This window comes from Priestia sp. YIM B13490 (genome assembly GCF_042787735.1).
GTDB classification, from domain to species: Bacteria; Bacillota; Bacilli; order Bacillales; family Bacillaceae_H; genus Priestia; species Priestia megaterium.
Genome location: NZ_JBHZOT010000012.1, coordinates 59,058 through 76,622, shown reverse-complemented (window position 1 = coordinate 76,622; position 17,565 = coordinate 59,058). Strand labels below are relative to the sequence as shown.

Sequence of the window (17,565 nt, the reverse complement as noted above, 5' to 3'; positions counted from 1 at the left end):
TTAAGCTTAAAACCCTATTTTATAGTGACCATCCACTATATTACAACTAAATAGTTAATCCTCTTTACTTTAATCGACTATAGATAGCTGTTTATGTAGTGAAAAATAAATTTCTTTCTATTATTCTTCCGGAGTCACCGCATTTTTTATATTCTGATATTCTCTTCATCGACGATAAAAAGTAGCTTCACTTATATTTGTGATTTTACAGATTTCCTTTACAAGCTTATTAGTGGTTTCATGAAGATCCATGGCATGCCTTACCCCATCATGCTTTAACATGAATTTTTGCTTCTTTCCTTTATATATACCTTTTAGTAGTAAGATGAACTACTTATCACTTATAGAATTAGCATAAAGAGTGGATTTTTCAACATAATTATAATAATAAGGAGAAATTGCACCTATTAAGTAACCTAAAGGTGGTGAGTACTTATGAAAAACAGGGATAAAAGACGAAAAAAGAAACGTGATTTTTTAAAGGATTACTTAAAAAACAAGTTAGGTAATTGGAAACCTGGACTTGGCAAAGAGCCTACCTCAAATTCTAAGACGACACAAGAAAATAGAAACCTTGATTAGGTAATATTTGTGTGTAGGTATTTAGAAGTTTTTCACCATGTAAAATAGCCCCCTTTAGAAGTCTATCTCTAGAGAGGGCTGATTATAAGGCATATTTATTTAACGGCTTCTTTTAATTCTTTTCCTGGTTTAAAAGCAGGAGCCTTTGAAGCCGGAATTGTCATTTCCTCACCTGTTTGAGGGTTACGACCTGTACGAGCTGCACGTTCCCGTACTTCAAATGTTCCAAATCCAATCAACTGAATTTTTTCTTCTTTCGCAAGTGTGTTAGAAATCGTCTCAAACAACGCTTCCACAGCTTTTTTAGCATCTTGCTTTGATAGTTCTGCTTGTGTTGCAACTGCATCTACTAGTTCAGTTTTATTCATATTCAAACACCTCAGCCTCTTATTTTAGATCATATGTAGAGATGTTAACATATCATAGCTTTTACACACTTGTCACTTAATAAGGTTAGGTAAAAGGGAGATGATTTTTTAATTTAGCTCAAACTAATATCATATTTCCCAACCGCCTAAATTCTAATAAGCCTTTGCTCCCGTTGAGCAAAGGCTACTTTTTTGGAGAGTTTCTTCTATAAAATATGTCATTTTGAAAAGACTTTTGTGTAAGTAAAATTAGTCGCTCTAAAAGGATGGATCTTTTTAGAGCGACTAATTTTTTATGACTCTTTCGAGAGGCATTCATGAGTATGAACTCTATTAGCAGCAACTATAAACCTTGATTTTCCTTCTTGGCATTCATGAGCGATTTCGATATCGCCACAATAAGGACAAGTGAGGTATCCTCTGGATTGCAAATGATTAAAGCTAATTATTTCCTCAGGTTTAAAAACGTCCATTCTTATTCCATAATGAGTACAAGCAACTTTTTTTATGCTTATCATAGGATTTCTTCCTCCTCTTTCTTATTGTGTATTGGTTCATTATTAGTATATAAGATGATTATGGATAATTTAACCTTTTTAGTTAATTCGTCTCAAATATTTAGAAAATTAAATTGTAAAGGAATTATTGAACAAAAGAGTTAAAGGTAAATTCTACTTGTATACATTAAGGAACGCATCCTCATCATAACGAACATCAAACTAAAAATAATAAACGTGAGATAGCTTTAAAATAACTTATTAAATAAATTATTAATACTTTTTACTTTTAAATATAAATAAAATTTATTGTTATATTATTCATAAGAGTAAATAATATAATACTTTATAAAAAATAGTGTTATCATTTACACATCTTGTAGAAAAATGCACGATTTGTCGTCAGGTAGAGTAAATAGTAAAACTATAATTTTTATAAAAGAGTTTATACATTTACATCTATATATAAAATTAATTTACTCTTTACCTTTAATGAAGATTACGTTAATAAAAGCTATCTGAAGATAAATAATTATAAATTTTCTTTTAAGTTATTATGAATACAAAATTTTTTTTGGAGGTAAAGAGAAAATAGATTGATATATATTAAAAGGTGAAAATGTTTATTTGTTGTCGCTAAGTATAGATAATAAAACATTAATCTTCATGATTTAATTTTTATCTTTTTTCAGCTAATTGAAGACATATGAAAAATATCTAAAAAGAATATATGAGCGTAATTACGCATATTACATATTATTCTATGTCTCACTTCATCTATCAACCTTGCATAAAAAAAGTGCAAAAGGGAATACTGTTTGCAAAAGAGAAAAGATAAAGGGGTTGACGTTTTATGGAAAATAATGTGCTTAATGAAATGAATCAAGTTGATCCAAATTTACGCGATGAAATGTTGGCTGAACTGTTTTTAGATCAAATGATGAATGACTTCAAAAGAAGTCAGATTCTCGAAAAAATTGATCAGTCCTTAAAGAATAAAGATAAAGAAGCTTTTTTATGTTTAACAGAGAAACTTAAATCCATACCTTGATCAAGGGGATATTATTATAATAGAAGAAACTTATAAAAAAACCTTTACTGTGTTTAGTAAAGGTTTTTTCTTATAAAGAATTAAACTACATGATTACTTTTAAATATCTAACTAAAACGTATTACAAGAAAAGCAGTTGTAAATTTGAATGTTTTTTTATATTTTTTAGAACTTATTTAAGTTGAAAATCATATATAAGATAAAATATCAGCGAATTGTAATACAGCATCCTTTATATGCTTTTTCTCTAATCGAGCATACGTAAAACGGACATATCCATCTGGAAAACCATATACACTTCCAGGCATAAATAGAATATTATTTTTTATGCCTTCCTCGACAAGCTTCTCATCGCTAATTTTTCGATTTATTTTGCACCAAATATGAAGTCCGCCATTCGGAGCAATAAAGTTAACTTTATCTCCCAAAATCTCATGTAACGCAGAAATCATTGCATTTCTTCTATCCAGTAATTCGTGGGTGAGGGCCTTACGGTGAGTTGTATAATCAGCTGATTGTAAAAATTTATTTGCTATTAACTGAGGGAAGATACTTAGTCCAAAATCCATTTGTTGACGGGCATCTGCTAAGCGACTAATAACCGATTGTGGACCAATTAGCCAACCGATTCGTAGACTAGAAGCAACTACTTTAGAAAGAGAACCAATATATAATACATTACCATTGTGATCGAAAGATTTAATGGGAGAATGTTTTTCTTCTTTGAAGGAGAGCAAACTAAACGGATCATCTTCTACAATTGGAATTCCTAATCTTTCCGCAATCTCTATTACTTCTTTTCGACGCGTGTCAGTGAGTACAGTTCCAGTTGGATTCTGATATGTTGGATTTAGAAAAACCATACGAATTTGATATTTATGATATAAATCTTCTATATCCTGAGGATTAATTCCATTAGGACCCACAGGTAAGCCAAATATACGTAGCCCAGCTGATTGAAATAATGGAAGTGAATAACAGTAAGAAGGAGATTCGATAGCAACAGCGTCACCAGGACTTAGTAAACACTGAGTAATAAGATATAAAGCCTGTTGAGCACCTGATGTGATAAGAATAGAAGAACTAGTGGTCTTGATATTGTAATGAGTCTTAACATAAGCAGATAATGTCTCACGTAGACCTAAGTGCCCTTGTGGATGCTCATAACTTAAATCATTTGGAAAGGATTCATCAACTAGAGAAGATTGCAATAATTGAGAGGGGAATAAATCAGATGATAATTCACCACTTGCTAGATCATATCCATTTCCTAGCTGTTTTGCTGCTTCACGGATACGTTTGATTAATGGGTACGTAGGTAAAAATGTACTTCCTTCTACATATCTTCTCCAGTTTGTAGATCCTTTAGATAAAACTCCCCATTTATGGGTGCTGACACGTGTACCACTCCCACGTTTTCTTTCCACTAAACCAACTGAATGCAATTTATCATAGACATGTACAATGGTCATGCGGTTAACATTTAATCGTTCAGCTAACTTACGTTCTGATGGTAACAAGGTTCCTGGTGGAAATTCACCATAAGAAATCTTTTGTTCGATGAAATCAAAAACTTGTTGGTACAAAGGCTTGTTTGACTGACGATTTACTTTCCACTCCATTTTTATTCACCTCATGTTAATAATTAATTCAGATTATATTTTTTAAAATTGGATTAGTCAATATGTATCCAATTGGATGCATACAAAGAACCTCTTTTTATTTATCATCATATTTAAGATTTATATTAAATGCATTTATTAGAAAGAGGAGGATTTATCATGACTACACAACAACATAATGTACGAGTAGCTGTTATTCAAGCTGCTTCAGTTATTATGGATCGAGAAGCAAGTACAGAAAAAGCTATTTCATTAACTCTAGAAGCAGGAGAAAAAGGCGCTAATATTGTGGTATTTCCTGAAGCTTTTATCCCAGCTTATCCAAGGGGACTAGCATTTGGAGCTACAGTTGGAAGTCGTTCTGCAGAAGGAAGAAAAGATTGGCTTCGCTATTGGGAAAATTCGGTTCCAGTTCCTAGCGAAACTACAGACAAATTAGGAGAGGCGGCACGCAAAGCTGGTGTTTATCTCGTCATTGGTGTAATTGAAAGAGATAACGAATTTAGTGGTGGAACTCTCTATTGTTCAGTATTATTCTTTGGACCAGATGGAACATTACTTGGCAAACATCGTAAATTAAAACCGACAGGTTCAGAAAGATTAATATGGGGAGAGGGAGATGGAAGCACACTTCCTGTTTTTGATACACCCTATGGAAAGATAGGAGCATTAATTTGTTGGGAGAATTACATGCCACTAGCAAGGGCAGCGATGTATGCAAAGGGAGTTCAAATTTATATTGCCCCTACAGCAGATTCTCGAGATGTATGGCAATCAACAATTCGTCATATTGCAGTAGAAGGAAGATGTTTTGTTTTATCTTGTAATCAATATGTAAATAAAGATATGTATCCCACTGATTTGGCATGCTATGACGATCTAGCCTCTTCTCCTGATGAAATGTGTCCAGGGGGAAGCGCTATTGTTGGTCCTTTAGGTGAATATATCAAGGAGCCAGTTTTCGGGAAAGAGGAATTGTTACTTACAGATCTTGATTTACGTGAGATTGCCTACAGTCAGTTTGATTTTGATGTAGTAGGACACTACTCCAGACCCGATGTATTTCAACTTGTGGTGAACGAGGAGAAGAAAGAAAACGTAAAGTGGAAAAACTAACAATACTTCAAAGTAATACTATTTAAACGTTTAATATTAAATCAAAGAACAGGATTTCGGCAGTCTGTTCTTTGATTTTTTTCTATTTATAATGCTAAATTACAAGCTTATAATGTGTATGAAAATTGGATGGGGAAATTAACTCATAATTGGACGGTTCTTTTTCTTTTATATTATTTATCATAAAAGTAAGGCTTATAAATTTTGATTCTTTCGTTAGGAATTAGATTTTAAATATCTAATTTAAATGGACAATACTATATGGTAAAGAATCATAACGCAACGTGGAGATGATAGAAAATGACTTGGATTGTAATACTGGGAATAATCGTGGTTAGCGCTTTAAAATTATTGATAACAACAATGCCAACCCCAGTTGTTAAGTGGTTCCTCGGGAAATTTGAACTACATTCTAAATTGGAGGCTGCTTATACAGAGATTAAAAAAGGTGGAGAAACTTTAGAGGGTGAAGAAAAGCAAAAATTCATTTCTGCTTTTAATGAAGCTACTTTTCTAAAGAAGCATTATGTACATTCAGGAAATGAACATTATTTTTCACACCCTGAAACAGAGGAAGTTCCTTACATTATTCATTCTAAGATAGGAAAACACGATTTTAAGCTGTCTGTATATATTTATAAAGATTATGTAGATGTAATAAAACAATATAAAAAGAAAATACAAGCTTACACGGTGTTATCAGATAGTCTTTCAAACACTCATCATATAAATTAAAAGTAAAATAAACAGTTAGGAACTTCTAACTGTTTATTTTTTATTCTCTTTGAAAATTAAATAACGCAAGAATTTTTATAACTTTTTGTTCTCTAATATTCAAGATTTTATTAAATGAGAAGAAAAATGTCTAACCTCCTAGCTTACAAAGCCCACTTCTGTTGAGAAAACAAATGCCAGGTTTTCTTCTCTATAACGAAGGATTAAATAGAAATAACCCCTAGAACCAAGGATGCAATTATCATAACTATTGTTGTTCCAAAAGCCCACTTCATTAAAAAACGTTGCAAATCAATAAATTCTATCTCCACCATACGCATTAATAAGTGCGCTGCAGCTATTAACGGACTTATTATATGTACAGGTTGTCCTAAAATAGAAGCACGTCCTATTTCAGCAGCGCTGATTCCATAGGCTTCCGCAGCTTGGGCAATAATAGGAAGTACACCAAAATAAAAGGCATTATTAGACATAACAAAAGTTAGTGGAGCACTTAAAAGTGCCACTATGACAGGTAGATAAGGCCCTAGTACATCTGGAATAATCGCTACTAGTGTTTTAGCCATTGCATCAATCATATGTGTTCCTGACATGATTCCTATGAAGATACCGGCTGCAATAATAATGGAAACTACAGCTACAGCATTAGCTGCATGCGAAGAGATTCGTTTTTGTTGGTCTTTTATATTAGGGTAATTAACCAATAATGCTATGGCGAAAGCAACCATAAATAAAATCATTAAAGGAATAAAGTCCATAATTAAGCAAACTAAAAGAACTAACGTTAAAACAAAATTGAACCATAATAGCTTAGGTCTTCGGTATTCTGGTAGTTCTGTACTCTGGACTATTTCAGAAGCGCTTGCTATCTCTTTAAAGGTATCCTGAAAATCTATAACTCCTAAACGTTTGCGTTCTCTTCTCCCAAAGATAAAAGAGACAAATAGTACCCATAGTAGTCCAATTCCCATTACAGGAATTAACGGAAAAAATAATTCGGAAGAGGTGAGTCCTAAGGAACTCATGGCCATCGCTGAAGCTCCACCCCAAGGAGTCATATTCATTACACCCATTGATAACATGGCAATACCCGCAAGTATTAGAGGATTCATTTTTAGTTTTTTATATAAGGGAAGCAACGCAGAGGCTGTTATCATATAAGTCGTTGTTCCATCTCCATCTAATGCAACCATCATAGATAGTACGGCTGTGCCTACAACTATTTTCAACGGGTCTCCTTTTACTACCTTCAAAATGAAGGCAATAAGAGGGTCAAATAATCCTGTATCAATCATAAGTCCAAAATATAGAATGGCAAATAAGATCATGATGGATGTAGGGGCTACATCTTTTACTCCATCTAACATCATAGGACCCATACCTTTAGCAAAACCACCTATTATTCCAAATACGATGGGAATGAGCATAAAGGCTACCATTGGTGTAAGTTTTTTTGACATAATTAGATACATAAACGTTGTAATCATTGTAAATCCTAGTAAGGATAGCATAAATCAAGTCCTCCTTATAATTTGTTAGCGATTCCAAAAATACTTTGAATTAGATGGTTTACTTTTTTTCTCAAAAAGTGAATATCCACTAAATAAGAAAAGAACTGCATTTGACCAAAATACAGGGAAAAAACCAATTAAAGATCCAACGGAGCCAAATATAATTGGGACTAAAAACTGCACTGATTTATTTATGGTAAGTCGAATTCCTAATACTTCGCCAGTACGTCCCTCAGGAGAATGACTATATGCCATTACTATAGACAAAGGTTGACAACACCCTAATCCTAACCCCATTACAAATGAGATGACAATGAGCAAAAACGGACTATCAAACAAAGGAATTAAAAAGAAAGCAATGGCTGATACAGAAAGGCATCCCCCAAGTATTACTTCTCCCTTAAATTTCGTTAATAAAGGATTCATTAATAACCTTGAAAGAATATAAGCAATTGCATTACAGCTAATGATAGTACCAATCATAGAAGCTGAAAAATTGATGCTTTTTGCATATATAGGAAAGTAAAATTCATACATTCCTACACCAGTTAAGATAACTCCACTTGTTATAAAAGTTTTTCTTAATGATGGAGCAACCAATAATTTAATAAAATTACTTTGTTGTCTCTCCTTATACGTAAGAGGACTAGGTATCTTGATGCGTTTGGAAACAAAGAAGAGGCTTGGAATAATAGAAATAACAGCCAGAAGTAAGTATGTTTGATTAAAATGAAGGTAATCAATAGAAAGTCCTGTTATTAAAGGTCCTAAAAAATTAGATATTGCAACACCAAGACTATGAGTAGAAAAATAAAAAGAACGGTTTTCTTCAGTACTTAAAGCGCCTATTAAGTTTTGCATTGTAACAATAGTGAAAATCTGGCATAAGCCAAATAGAGATTGAGAAATGAGTAAAATAAATAATTGATTTGGAAAGAGATAAGGAAGCAAAAGAGCTATACAAGTCCCTATCATCCCACCTGTTAAAGGAAAACGAAACCCTATACGATCAGATATCCTACCTGCGTACGCTGCAAATAACATTGGAAATAGAGAGGTTGTAGCGACAATCATACTCAAATAAAATGCACTTGCGTTTAAATCTATTGCATACAAAGTTACCAAAATGGTATTTCCCCGAACGCTGGTTTGATAAATAAGAAATAAAGCAACGAGGATATATAGAAGCATATATTCACTTCCTCTTTATATAAAAAGAGTGAGAAAAGCTATTTTTATAGCAAACTCAAACATTCTTTTTAATATATAGTAATTTTTACAACTTCTTATTGTATTTATTCAAAATCATAAAAGTAGCAGTACCAGTGGCCACCAGTTGATCATGCTCGTTAAAAATGTCAGCTTTACCTACTAGTAACGTTTTTCCTTTATGTAATAAACAAGACCTAGCTGTAATCGTTTTCCCATTTAATGGTTTTAGGTAGTTGATTTTTAGTTCTACTGTTGTAGAGTATTGGTTTTCATTTAGAACTGGATGTACAGCATTTCCAATGGACATATCAACAAGAGAAGCAATTACGCCTCCATGTACGTTACCACTAAAGTTTAAAAGGTCAGGAAATATATCAATTCTTACTTCAAAAAACCCATCTCTTGATTTAAAATCTTTTAGTCCTAGATATCTTCGAAAAGGATTCATTCTCTTATTGTGTTCCATTATTAATCAACTCACTTTGAAAATAGATTATTGAATCTCGTACTAATAAGGTAATTCAACGATTTTCTCAAGGGATTTGCCGTTTTATTAGAAGAGCAAATCTCTTGAGGGTTATTATCTTTGATTTATAGGGGTATATTCTGTTTTCAGTAATCCAACATAACTAGCACGCGGACGAATTAAACGATTGTTATCATATTGTTCTAAGATATGGGCTATCCATCCTGAAGTACGGCTTATTGCAAAAATGGGTATGAATAAATATTTTGGAATGTCCAAGCTGTGGTATACGGAAGCTGAATAAAAATCCACATTAGGTAATAAGCCTTTTTCGCTTTTTATAATATCTTCTATTCTAGTTGATATATCATAAAGATTCCTTTGCCCCATCAATTCAGTCAATTCTTTTGCCATTACTTTGAGATGTTTTGCTCGAGGATCCCCTGTTTTATAGACACGATGCCCAAAGCCCATTATCTTCTTATTAGTAAATAGTGCCTCAGAGATGTATGTTTCAACATTCTCAATATCGTTTATTTCTTCAAGCATTCTCATTACTGCCTCGTTAGCTCCACCGTGAAGGGGGCCACTTAAAGTTCCAATAGCTGACACAACTCCTGCATAAATATCTGCAAGAGTAGCTACTGTAACTCTTGCAGAAAAGGTAGATGCATTTAATTCATGATCAGCATGCAAAATTAAAGCTTTATCTAAGGATTCTACAGCTATTTGGTGAGGCTCTTTACCTTTTAACATATACAAAAAATTTTGTGAAAAGGTATATTCTGATTTAGGAAAAAGTATTTTTTCTCCCTCACTAATTCTTTGAATAGCTGCTACAATTGTAGAAATTTTTGATTGTATTTTTAAAGCTTTATCATAATTTGCTTCTCTAGACATATCTCTTGTAAAAGTATCAAATAGGGATAGTGCAGATACTGTTGTTCTAAGCTTATCCATAGGGTGGACATCGTGTGGTAAAGACCTTAATAAATTAGTAATTGGTTCAGGTAACCTTCCATATTGTACTAGCTTTTGTTTTAAGTCCTCTAATTCTTCTTGGGTAGGTAATCTACCATTCCAAAGTAAAAAAATAACTTCTTCATAAATAGAGTTCGTTGCTAAATCATCAATATTAATTCCTCGATAAGTTAATGTGTCATCAATAATCGAACTAATAGCTGATTGTGTAACTTCAATTCCTTCAAGTCCAGTGACGCTCATTTTCATTCCTCCACTCCCCAATAATTTAAACGCCTACGCACATATACGCTTCTCTCGAAATGTCAGCGTTTACATTTCGTAACAAAAAATAATAGTTAATATATTTTATTGTTACGCAACTTTTTTCCGATAATCGTATAAACATTCCGATTATCGAAATACTAACATAATTTTTAAGAATTTTCAATATTTTATTTTGGCATAATACAAATTTATGAAGGTATATTTGCAACATTAAAAATTTTTATGCTGAATACTATATTTCAATAAAAAGATTCGCTAAACTAAAGTTAGGAGTTAAACTTAGACTTTAAAGCTACAAACTTGAAAGGAGTTTTTTTATGGCGGATAAATCTACTTCTCAGACTTTGCGAAGAGGATTATTAATTTTAGACCTTTTTCATACACACGGTAGTCGACTTACTGTAAAAGAAATAACAGCCAAACTAAATATCTCATCAACAATAACATTTCGTTTAGTTAATACACTGATCGAATGCGGTTATCTAACGAAAGATTCTTCTACAGGTAAATTAAGGTTAGGGCTAAACTCTTATAAGTTAGGGATTTACGCAGATCCAATCCCGCAACTTCGAGAAACAGCAATGCCGTTTCTCGAACATATAGCTCAACTCACGAGAGAGACAGTTAGCCTAAATGTGATAGATCCGATAACTTTAGAAGGTGTATGTGTAGCATCGATTGAAAGTCCTCATGATGTCAAGTTTTCACGTCCAGTAGGATTAAGTAGACCTATCCATAAAGGTGCATCAAGAAAAGTATTGCTGGCATTTATGGATCCAACACAACAAGAACTTGTATTTCAAAAGATACCTTCTGAGGATAATATAGATATTGAAGTCTTGAAAAGGGATTTGGAAAATATCAGGATTCAAGGGTTCTCTCATACAGAAGGGGAAGTAAATGAAGGAGCACTTAACGTGGCAGCACCTATCTTGTCAAACCAAGGTTTAATTCTTGCTGGATTATCTATACACTGTCCTACTTACCGTAAAAAAGATGACACTGTAGAGTATTTTGCAACACTTGCTAAAGAAGCCTCTTTGAAAATCAGTAAGATTATGGAGAATGTAAAAGAAAATATCACACTTTAATTCCTCTTACATTCTCCTTTGGTTTTACCATCTGTATTTTATATTTCACATATTTCAAAATAAAAGCTGTTTGTCTTTTGACAAACAGCTTTTTGCTTGAGTTCAAAACTTAAAGCGCCACAAGAATGCAGAATTGTCTAAATTTTTGTTGAAGAATTTTAAAAAGCATGATAAAATTTCGATTATCGGATATATAAACCGATTATCGGATAAAAATTATGTAAGCGTATAAATTTTTAAAATTCAGGAGGGGTATTATGAAAAAAGCATTGGAAGATATAGTTGTTTTAGATTTGGGTCAAATTTACAATGGACCGTATTGTTCACTTATGCTCGCTTATCAAGGGGCCAAAGTCATTAAGGTTGAGCCAATTAAAGGGGAGAATCTTAGGGTTAGAAGAAAAGGGGACTGTCATGAATTATTAATGCTAAATTCCAATAAACTTGGCGTTTCTCTTGATCTTAAATCTCCGGAAGGAAAAGAAGTCTTTATTGAACTAGTCAAAAAAGCTGATGTCCTTGTTGAAAACTTTTCTTTAGGAGCTATGGAAAGACTTGGATTAGGTTATGATTTCTTAAGCCAAATAAATCCAAAACTTATTTATGCTTCAGGAAAAGGTTATGGCTTGACTGGTCCGTATGCTGACAGACCAGCTATGGATTTAACGATTCAAGCAATGGGTGGGGTTATGGCTACTACTGGCTTTGCTGATAAACCCCCTGTAAAAGCTGGTCCTGCTCTATGTGATTTCCTTGGGGGAATTCACTTATTTGGAGGTATTACTACTGCTCTGTATCACCGAGAAAAAACCGGAAAAGGGCAATTGGTTGAAGTTTCTATGCATGATGCAATTTATCCTACTCTAGCATCCGCATTAGGTGCTTATTATAGCCAAGGAGGTAAAGTATCGGAGAGAACCGGAAATCAGCATAGTGGAATGGCAACAGCTCCTTATAATGTATATCCAACTGAAGATGGTTACATAGCTATCCTTTGTGTAGCAGATAGACAATGGAAATCGTTATTAAAAGTTATGGGAAGGGAAGATTTACTCGAAGATAGTCGCTTTCAAACAAACGTAGATCGTTCAGCTAATACTTATATTGTAGATGAAATTGTAACCAGTTGGACTTCTGAAAAGAAAAAATTGGACATTGCAGATGCTCTAATAGAAGCCAATGTTCCCCATGCACCAGTTAATACAATTGCAGAAGTAGCAGACGATCCTCACTTAAAATACAGAGAAATGATTCGAGAAATCGAACATCCAAAAGAAGGAAAAATTAAGGTTCCAGGTTCACCAATACGATTATCTGATTCTCCTTTAAAAGAAGTTTTTGCTGCTCCTATGATAGGAGAACATACAGATCAAGTTCTTCAAGAGTTAATAGGGTTAACAAGTGAGGAACTTCAAATTTTACGTGATAAAAATGTTATTCGTTCAAAAGAACAGGTAACACAAAAAAACTAAATATACCAGTCAAAAAGGGGGAGTACAAGTGGAGCAAACAATTTTGACAAGTATTCAAAACCATGTACAAATTATTACACTAAATCGTCCGGATAAGAAAAATGCTTTTGATAGTCAAATGATTGAAGAATGGGTAGCTGCGCTTGAAGATGCAGAAAAAAATGATGATGTACATGTCATTGTTGTGACGGGATCTGGGAATGCTTTTTGCGCAGGTGGAGATGTAGGTGGTATGAAACAAGATCAAAAACCACTAGATAATAAAAATAAACTTTGGAAAAACATTCATCGTATCCCGTTAGCGCTTAAAAAAATTGATAAACCAGTCATTGCTGCAATCAATGGTCCTGCTGTAGGGGCAGGTTTAGATATGGCTCTGATGTGCGATATACGCACTATGATTGATGAATCAAAGGTAAGCGAGGGCTATGTAAAGGTAGGTCTTGTACCAGGTGATGGAGGCGCTTTCTTTCTTCCCCCAATTGTAGGTGAAGCCAAAGCTTTCGAATTACTATGGACGGGAAACTTTATCAGTTCAAAGGAAGCGCTATCACTAGGAATGGTTAATCATGTATATACAAAAGAAGAGTTTATGAAGAAAACAATGGATTTAGCTGAGCAAATCGCATCCGGTCCGCAAATTGCCATAAGAATGACGAAAAGAGCTGTTCGTTACTCTAGAACAATGGAATTAGAGCCTGCACTCGATTTGATTTCTTCTCACTACGCCATTATTAAAGAGACCGAAGATCATAAAGAGGGAGTCACAGCTTTTAAGGAAAAAAGAAAAGCAAAATTTACAGGAAAGTAAAACTAGGGGAGGTACGGAAAATGGGCTTTATAGAGTATGAAAAAAAGGGAGAAATAGCTTACTTATATTTAAACAAGCCAGAAAAAAGAAATGCTATTGATTCCGTTATGTCAGATCTATTTCTTGATTACTTAGAAGAATATAAAACTGATTCACAAGCAAGGGTTTTAATTATTACTGGAACGGGAGATAAAGCATTCTGTAGTGGACGTGATCTAAAAGAGGCAAAGGAAAATCCAGAAGCGTTCAAAAAGAAACCGTTACGAGGTAGATTGTTTAATGCAATTATTGAAACATATAAACCTGTCATATCTGCGCTAAACGGTGCTGCTGTAGGAGCAGGGTGTGAAATTGCACTTGCGAGTGATATTCGTTTGGCTCGGAAAGATATTAAAATTGGCATGCCGGAAGCCAAAAGAGGCATGGGAGCTACATTTGGAGCCACTATTTTGCCTAAATTAATCTCACCGAGCTTTGCAGCGAAAATGCTATATACAGGTAAGCTAGTATCAAGCGAAGAAGCCTTGCAGGTGGGTCTTATAGATGAATTATTAGAGGATCAAGAACAATTAATGCAGAGAGCAACTGAAATAGCAGAAGAAATATGTGAGTGTGCTCCTCTTTCTGTACAACGTATTAAGGAAACAATATGGAAAACGATGGATGTACCATTATTTCAGGCACTGCAGTTAGATATTGGACCAAACGTATATGAAAGCGAAGATCGTATTGAAGGCGCTCAGGCATTCCTTGAGAAACGAAAACCTGTTTGGAAAGGCAAGTAAAATAAATGAAAAGTTAAAGTGAGGTAACCTACCGATATTTGTATATTTTCAGGTTACCTTACTAATTATCATAAATGATTCGTAAAGGGTGAATAGCTTGTTTCAACATATTAAGGTGGAGAAAGATGAATTCGTCGGAACTATAACTATTGATCGCCAGCGAGTAAGAAATGCTTTAAACAAGGCGACAATTGATGAATTACAAGTAGCAGTAGGTGAATTAGAAGAAGATCCTAAGCTGAGGATAATAATTATTACAGGAGCAGGTGAGAAAGCATTTGTTGCCGGAGCAGATATTAAAGAATTACATGAAAGAACGATGTTGGAAGCACTTGTTCCAGGCATGCAGAAAGTTTATAGAGAAATTGAACAGTCAAGTAAAGTAACCATTGCAGTAATTAATGGTCACGCTTTAGGCGGAGGGTTTGAACTAGCTCTTGCATGTGATTTAAGAGTGGTAGCCAACCACGCCAAAATGGGTTTACCAGAATTAAACTTAGCTATTATTCCCGGTGCAGGCGGAACACAACGATTAATGCGAATCGTTGGTAAAGGAAGAGCATTGGAGATGATTCTTACTGGAAAAATAATCGATGGACAGGAAGCAGAACGCATTGGACTTGTTACCCAGTCGGTTGAAAGCAATGTCTTATGGAACGTTACCAATCAGTTAGTTGAATCTATCTTATCAAAGGGACCGTTAGCTCTTAAATTAGCCAAAATGGTCGTAAATCGAGGGCAAGATGTGGATTTAGATACAGCCTTAATGTTAGAGAAACTTGCACAAACAGTTTTGTTTGCTTCAGAAGAAAAGCATGAAGGAACACAAGCTTTCTTGGAAAAACGAAGACCGAATTATCATGAAATATAACAAAAAACACCTGTTAGAAAGCTAACTTCCATATGAAGAAGGAGTAGATAAAAAATGAAGGACGCTGTTATTGTTGAATCGGTTAGAACACCTATTGGTAAGCTTGGAGGAGCTTTAAGTAACGTGCTTGTAGACTTTTTGGCTGCAAAAGTTATTAAGGAAGTCGTAAATCGCTCGGAACTAGACCCTGGTTTAGTAGATGAAGTAATACTGGGTCAAGCAAAGCAAAATGCTGACTCTTCTAATCTTGCTCGACTTGCCCTGTTACGGGCTGAACTTCCCGTTCAAATACCAGGATATACACTTCACAGGCAATGTGGTTCAGGTTTACAAGCTATCAATAATGCAGATATTCAAATCAAATTAGGTTTGAGTGACGTAGTTATCGCAGGGGGAGCAGAGAGTATGAGTACAGCCCCTTATTATATCCGTCAAGCTCGTTATGGATATCGTTCCGGAAATGGCCTGTTACTTGATCCAAATACAGAAAGTCAGCCATACTCTCAACCTATTGAAGAGTACGGACCTCTAAGAATGGGTGATACTGCTGAAAACTTGGCTAAAAGGTATAAAATTGATCGAGTTGAGCAAGATGAGTTTGCATTAAGAAGCCAAGAGTTGGCCCAAAGAGCAATTATTAATGGACTATTCAAAAGTGAAATTGTTCCTTATGAGGTTAATAACCGAAAAGACTCATTTTTATTTGAATCAGATGAACATCCTCGGTCAACTACATTAGAAAAACTATCGACCTTAAAACCTGTATTTAACCCTAATGGCACTGTGACGGCTGGTAACGCAAGTGGACGAAATGATGCAGCTTCTACAGTACTTATGATGAGTGAATCTATTGCAAGGGAAAGAGGTTTTACACCGAAAGCTAGAATTGTAGCTCATGCAAGTTCAGGCGTATCTCCTGAAATCATGGGAATTGGACCGGTGTATTCTACACAAAAAGCATTGAATATGAGTGGGTTATGTTTAGAGGATATAGGACTAATCGAGTTAAATGAAGCTTTTTCTGCTCAGGCACTAGCTGTTATTAAAGAATTAAATTTAAACCTAGAGACAGTCAATGTAAATGGGGGAGCAATCGCCCTTGGTCATCCAATTGGGGCTACAGGTGCTATTTTGACAACGAAATTACTTCATGAGATGGAACGTCGAGGAGAAAAATATGGATTAGTTACTCTATGTATTGCAGGAGGGCAAGGAATTACTACTATCTTTGAAAATCTACAAGTTTAAAATGGAGGTAAGTCAATGACTAAAATAGCTGTTATTGGATCTGGCGTAATGGGAAGAGGGATTGCGTATGCTGCAGCCCTTAATGGTTTTTCTGTTGCATTACATGATATTAATAGTGAATCATTACTAGTAGCAGAGAATTATATTAAAGATGAATTAATTAAAAGTGAGAAAAAAGGATATATTTCAACGTCTGATGTAGAGAAAAGTATGAAAAATATCACTTATTATTCAGATATGAAATCTGCAGTGGAAGATTGTGCCCTTGTAATCGAAGCTGTATTAGAAATCATGGAAATAAAAATAAAAGTGTTTAAGGAATTAGATAGTTTTTGTTCGTCTGAAACAATCTTAGCAACAAACACATCTACCATGAGTCCAACGGAGATAGGCGCCCAAACTTCCCGTCCAGACAAAGTTATTGCAATGCATTTTTTTAACCCTGTTCATAAAATGAAATTAATTGAAATTGTACGGGGGCTTGAGACGTCAGAGGAAACTGTAGAGTATGTAAGAGAAATTGGCGCAAAAATGAAAAAAGAAACGGTAGAGGTAAATGAATTTCCCGGTTTTATTACAAGCCGAATGAATTGTCTAATTGGAAATGAAGCAATGAATATGCTGATGGAAGGCGTAGCTTCCGCAGAAGATATTGATAAATCTATTAAATTAGGATTAAATCATCCTATGGGGCCCCTGGCTCTCGCAGATTTAGTAGGATTAGATACACGATTAAGGAACATGGAATATCTCCATCATACACTGGGGGAAAAATATCGTCCATGTCCTTTACTTACAAAGTATGTAAAGGCGGGTAAACTAGGAGTTAAAACCGGTTCGGGATTCTTTGATTACTAATAATAAGATTTTACTAAAAAT

The 17,565-nt window shown here is 34.4% G+C and carries 18 protein-coding genes; 11 read left to right on the top strand and 7 right to left on the bottom strand.

Annotated elements, in window-relative coordinates:
- The first annotated feature begins 435 nt into the window (after nucleotides 1-435).
- The gene (locus ACFX4R_RS24450; RefSeq protein ID WP_162837702.1) at nucleotides 436-582 is read left to right on the top strand and encodes a hypothetical protein; all 147 of its coding nucleotides are present in this window, start codon (nucleotides 436-438) and stop codon (nucleotides 580-582) included.
- A gap of 95 nt (nucleotides 583-677) precedes the next feature.
- On the opposite strand, the gene ACFX4R_RS24445 is transcribed toward ACFX4R_RS24450, so the two are convergent.
- Both ACFX4R_RS24445 and ACFX4R_RS24440 read right to left on the bottom strand, forming a co-directional pair.
- The gene (locus tag ACFX4R_RS24445) at nucleotides 678-950 is read right to left on the bottom strand and encodes an HU family DNA-binding protein (RefSeq protein ID WP_075422956.1); all 273 of its coding nucleotides are present in this window, start codon (nucleotides 948-950) and stop codon (nucleotides 678-680) included.
- 293 nt (nucleotides 951-1,243) lie between these two features.
- Complete coding sequence (locus tag ACFX4R_RS24440; RefSeq protein ID WP_377570705.1) at nucleotides 1,244-1,468, bottom strand: hypothetical protein; 225 nt, start codon at nucleotides 1,466-1,468, stop codon at nucleotides 1,244-1,246.
- Between the two features lie 832 nt (nucleotides 1,469-2,300).
- Between ACFX4R_RS24440 and ACFX4R_RS24435 the strand changes: the two genes are divergently transcribed.
- Nucleotides 2,301-2,498 (top strand): IDEAL domain-containing protein, encoded by a 198-nt coding sequence (locus ACFX4R_RS24435; protein ID WP_377570703.1) that lies wholly within the window; start codon nucleotides 2,301-2,303, stop codon nucleotides 2,496-2,498.
- Nucleotides 2,499-2,686: 188 nt separating this feature from the next.
- Here the strand turns inward: ACFX4R_RS24435 and ACFX4R_RS24430 are convergent, their stop codons facing one another.
- Nucleotides 2,687-4,120, bottom strand: coding sequence for an aminotransferase-like domain-containing protein (locus ACFX4R_RS24430; protein WP_377570701.1), 1,434 nt, complete (start codon nucleotides 4,118-4,120; stop codon nucleotides 2,687-2,689).
- Between the two features lie 159 nt (nucleotides 4,121-4,279).
- Here ACFX4R_RS24430 and ACFX4R_RS24425 point away from each other — a divergent pair, with 159 nt between their 5' ends.
- Both ACFX4R_RS24425 and ACFX4R_RS24420 read left to right on the top strand, forming a co-directional pair.
- Nucleotides 4,280-5,236, top strand: a complete 957-nt coding sequence (locus tag ACFX4R_RS24425) for a carbon-nitrogen hydrolase family protein (RefSeq protein ID WP_306386059.1) — start codon at nucleotides 4,280-4,282, stop codon at nucleotides 5,234-5,236.
- Between the two features lie 300 nt (nucleotides 5,237-5,536).
- The gene (locus ACFX4R_RS24420; RefSeq protein ID WP_377570698.1) at nucleotides 5,537-5,971 is read left to right on the top strand and encodes a YfmQ family protein; all 435 of its coding nucleotides are present in this window, start codon (nucleotides 5,537-5,539) and stop codon (nucleotides 5,969-5,971) included.
- A 203-nt stretch (nucleotides 5,972-6,174) separates the two neighbouring features.
- On the opposite strand, the gene ACFX4R_RS24415 is transcribed toward ACFX4R_RS24420, so the two are convergent.
- The 4 genes from ACFX4R_RS24415 to ACFX4R_RS24400 form a co-directional block, all read right to left on the bottom strand.
- Nucleotides 6,175-7,482: a CitMHS family transporter gene (locus tag ACFX4R_RS24415; protein ID WP_377570696.1), complete on the bottom strand. Its 1,308-nt coding sequence runs from the start codon at nucleotides 7,480-7,482 to the stop codon at nucleotides 6,175-6,177.
- 24 nt (nucleotides 7,483-7,506) lie between these two features.
- Nucleotides 7,507-8,673 (bottom strand): MFS transporter, encoded by a 1,167-nt coding sequence (locus tag ACFX4R_RS24410; RefSeq protein WP_377570694.1) that lies wholly within the window; start codon nucleotides 8,671-8,673, stop codon nucleotides 7,507-7,509.
- An 85-nt stretch (nucleotides 8,674-8,758) separates the two neighbouring features.
- A complete protein-coding gene (locus ACFX4R_RS24405; RefSeq protein ID WP_377570692.1) occupies nucleotides 8,759-9,160 on the bottom strand; it encodes a PaaI family thioesterase in 402 nt (133 codons plus the stop codon).
- 114 nt (nucleotides 9,161-9,274) lie between these two features.
- Nucleotides 9,275-10,384, bottom strand: a complete 1,110-nt coding sequence (locus ACFX4R_RS24400; protein ID WP_377570690.1) for a citrate/2-methylcitrate synthase — start codon at nucleotides 10,382-10,384, stop codon at nucleotides 9,275-9,277.
- 341 nt (nucleotides 10,385-10,725) lie between these two features.
- Between ACFX4R_RS24400 and ACFX4R_RS24395 the strand changes: the two genes are divergently transcribed.
- From ACFX4R_RS24395 to ACFX4R_RS24365, 7 genes are all read left to right on the top strand, one after another.
- Nucleotides 10,726-11,499 (top strand): IclR family transcriptional regulator, encoded by a 774-nt coding sequence (locus tag ACFX4R_RS24395; protein ID WP_306386053.1) that lies wholly within the window; start codon nucleotides 10,726-10,728, stop codon nucleotides 11,497-11,499.
- A gap of 257 nt (nucleotides 11,500-11,756) precedes the next feature.
- A complete protein-coding gene (locus tag ACFX4R_RS24390) occupies nucleotides 11,757-12,971 on the top strand; it encodes a CaiB/BaiF CoA transferase family protein (protein ID WP_098315465.1) in 1,215 nt (404 codons plus the stop codon).
- A 28-nt stretch (nucleotides 12,972-12,999) separates the two neighbouring features.
- Complete coding sequence (locus ACFX4R_RS24385) at nucleotides 13,000-13,782, top strand: enoyl-CoA hydratase/isomerase family protein (protein WP_045289634.1); 783 nt, start codon at nucleotides 13,000-13,002, stop codon at nucleotides 13,780-13,782.
- A 20-nt stretch (nucleotides 13,783-13,802) separates the two neighbouring features.
- Nucleotides 13,803-14,567 (top strand): enoyl-CoA hydratase/isomerase family protein, encoded by a 765-nt coding sequence (locus ACFX4R_RS24380; protein ID WP_045289632.1) that lies wholly within the window; start codon nucleotides 13,803-13,805, stop codon nucleotides 14,565-14,567.
- Between the two features lie 97 nt (nucleotides 14,568-14,664).
- Nucleotides 14,665-15,438: an enoyl-CoA hydratase/isomerase family protein gene (locus ACFX4R_RS24375; protein ID WP_377570685.1), complete on the top strand. Its 774-nt coding sequence runs from the start codon at nucleotides 14,665-14,667 to the stop codon at nucleotides 15,436-15,438.
- A 54-nt stretch (nucleotides 15,439-15,492) separates the two neighbouring features.
- Nucleotides 15,493-16,686: a thiolase family protein gene (locus tag ACFX4R_RS24370; protein ID WP_377570683.1), complete on the top strand. Its 1,194-nt coding sequence runs from the start codon at nucleotides 15,493-15,495 to the stop codon at nucleotides 16,684-16,686.
- 15 nt (nucleotides 16,687-16,701) lie between these two features.
- Nucleotides 16,702-17,544: a 3-hydroxyacyl-CoA dehydrogenase family protein gene (locus ACFX4R_RS24365; protein WP_221779020.1), complete on the top strand. Its 843-nt coding sequence runs from the start codon at nucleotides 16,702-16,704 to the stop codon at nucleotides 17,542-17,544.
- Nucleotides 17,545-17,565: the final 21 nt, after the last annotated feature.

Excerpts from the sequence above, each read along its gene's own strand:
- ACFX4R_RS24400 (WP_377570690.1), bottom strand. The coding sequence starts at position 10,384 with ATGAGCGTCACTGGACTTGAAGGAATTGAAGTTACACAATCAGCTATT.
- ACFX4R_RS24380 (WP_045289632.1), top strand. The coding sequence starts at position 13,803 with ATGGGCTTTATAGAGTATGAAAAAAAGGGAGAAATAGCTTACTTATAT.
- ACFX4R_RS24365 (WP_221779020.1), top strand. The coding sequence starts at position 16,702 with ATGACTAAAATAGCTGTTATTGGATCTGGCGTAATGGGAAGAGGGATT.
- ACFX4R_RS24420 (WP_377570698.1), top strand. The coding sequence starts at position 5,537 with ATGACTTGGATTGTAATACTGGGAATAATCGTGGTTAGCGCTTTAAAA.
- ACFX4R_RS24450 (WP_162837702.1), top strand. The coding sequence starts at position 436 with ATGAAAAACAGGGATAAAAGACGAAAAAAGAAACGTGATTTTTTAAAG.
- ACFX4R_RS24395 (WP_306386053.1), top strand. The coding sequence starts at position 10,726 with ATGGCGGATAAATCTACTTCTCAGACTTTGCGAAGAGGATTATTAATT.
- ACFX4R_RS24415 (WP_377570696.1), bottom strand. The coding sequence starts at position 7,482 with ATGCTATCCTTACTAGGATTTACAATGATTACAACGTTTATGTATCTA.
- ACFX4R_RS24425 (WP_306386059.1), top strand. The coding sequence starts at position 4,280 with ATGACTACACAACAACATAATGTACGAGTAGCTGTTATTCAAGCTGCT.
- ACFX4R_RS24405 (WP_377570692.1), bottom strand. The coding sequence starts at position 9,160 with ATGGAACACAATAAGAGAATGAATCCTTTTCGAAGATATCTAGGACTA.
- ACFX4R_RS24390 (WP_098315465.1), top strand. The coding sequence starts at position 11,757 with ATGAAAAAAGCATTGGAAGATATAGTTGTTTTAGATTTGGGTCAAATT.
- ACFX4R_RS24410 (WP_377570694.1), bottom strand. The coding sequence starts at position 8,673 with ATGCTTCTATATATCCTCGTTGCTTTATTTCTTATTTATCAAACCAGC.
- ACFX4R_RS24435 (WP_377570703.1), top strand. The coding sequence starts at position 2,301 with ATGGAAAATAATGTGCTTAATGAAATGAATCAAGTTGATCCAAATTTA.
- ACFX4R_RS24370 (WP_377570683.1), top strand. The coding sequence starts at position 15,493 with ATGAAGGACGCTGTTATTGTTGAATCGGTTAGAACACCTATTGGTAAG.
- ACFX4R_RS24445 (WP_075422956.1), bottom strand. The coding sequence starts at position 950 with ATGAATAAAACTGAACTAGTAGATGCAGTTGCAACACAAGCAGAACTA.
- ACFX4R_RS24440 (WP_377570705.1), bottom strand. The coding sequence starts at position 1,468 with ATGATAAGCATAAAAAAAGTTGCTTGTACTCATTATGGAATAAGAATG.
- ACFX4R_RS24430 (WP_377570701.1), bottom strand. The coding sequence starts at position 4,120 with ATGGAGTGGAAAGTAAATCGTCAGTCAAACAAGCCTTTGTACCAACAA.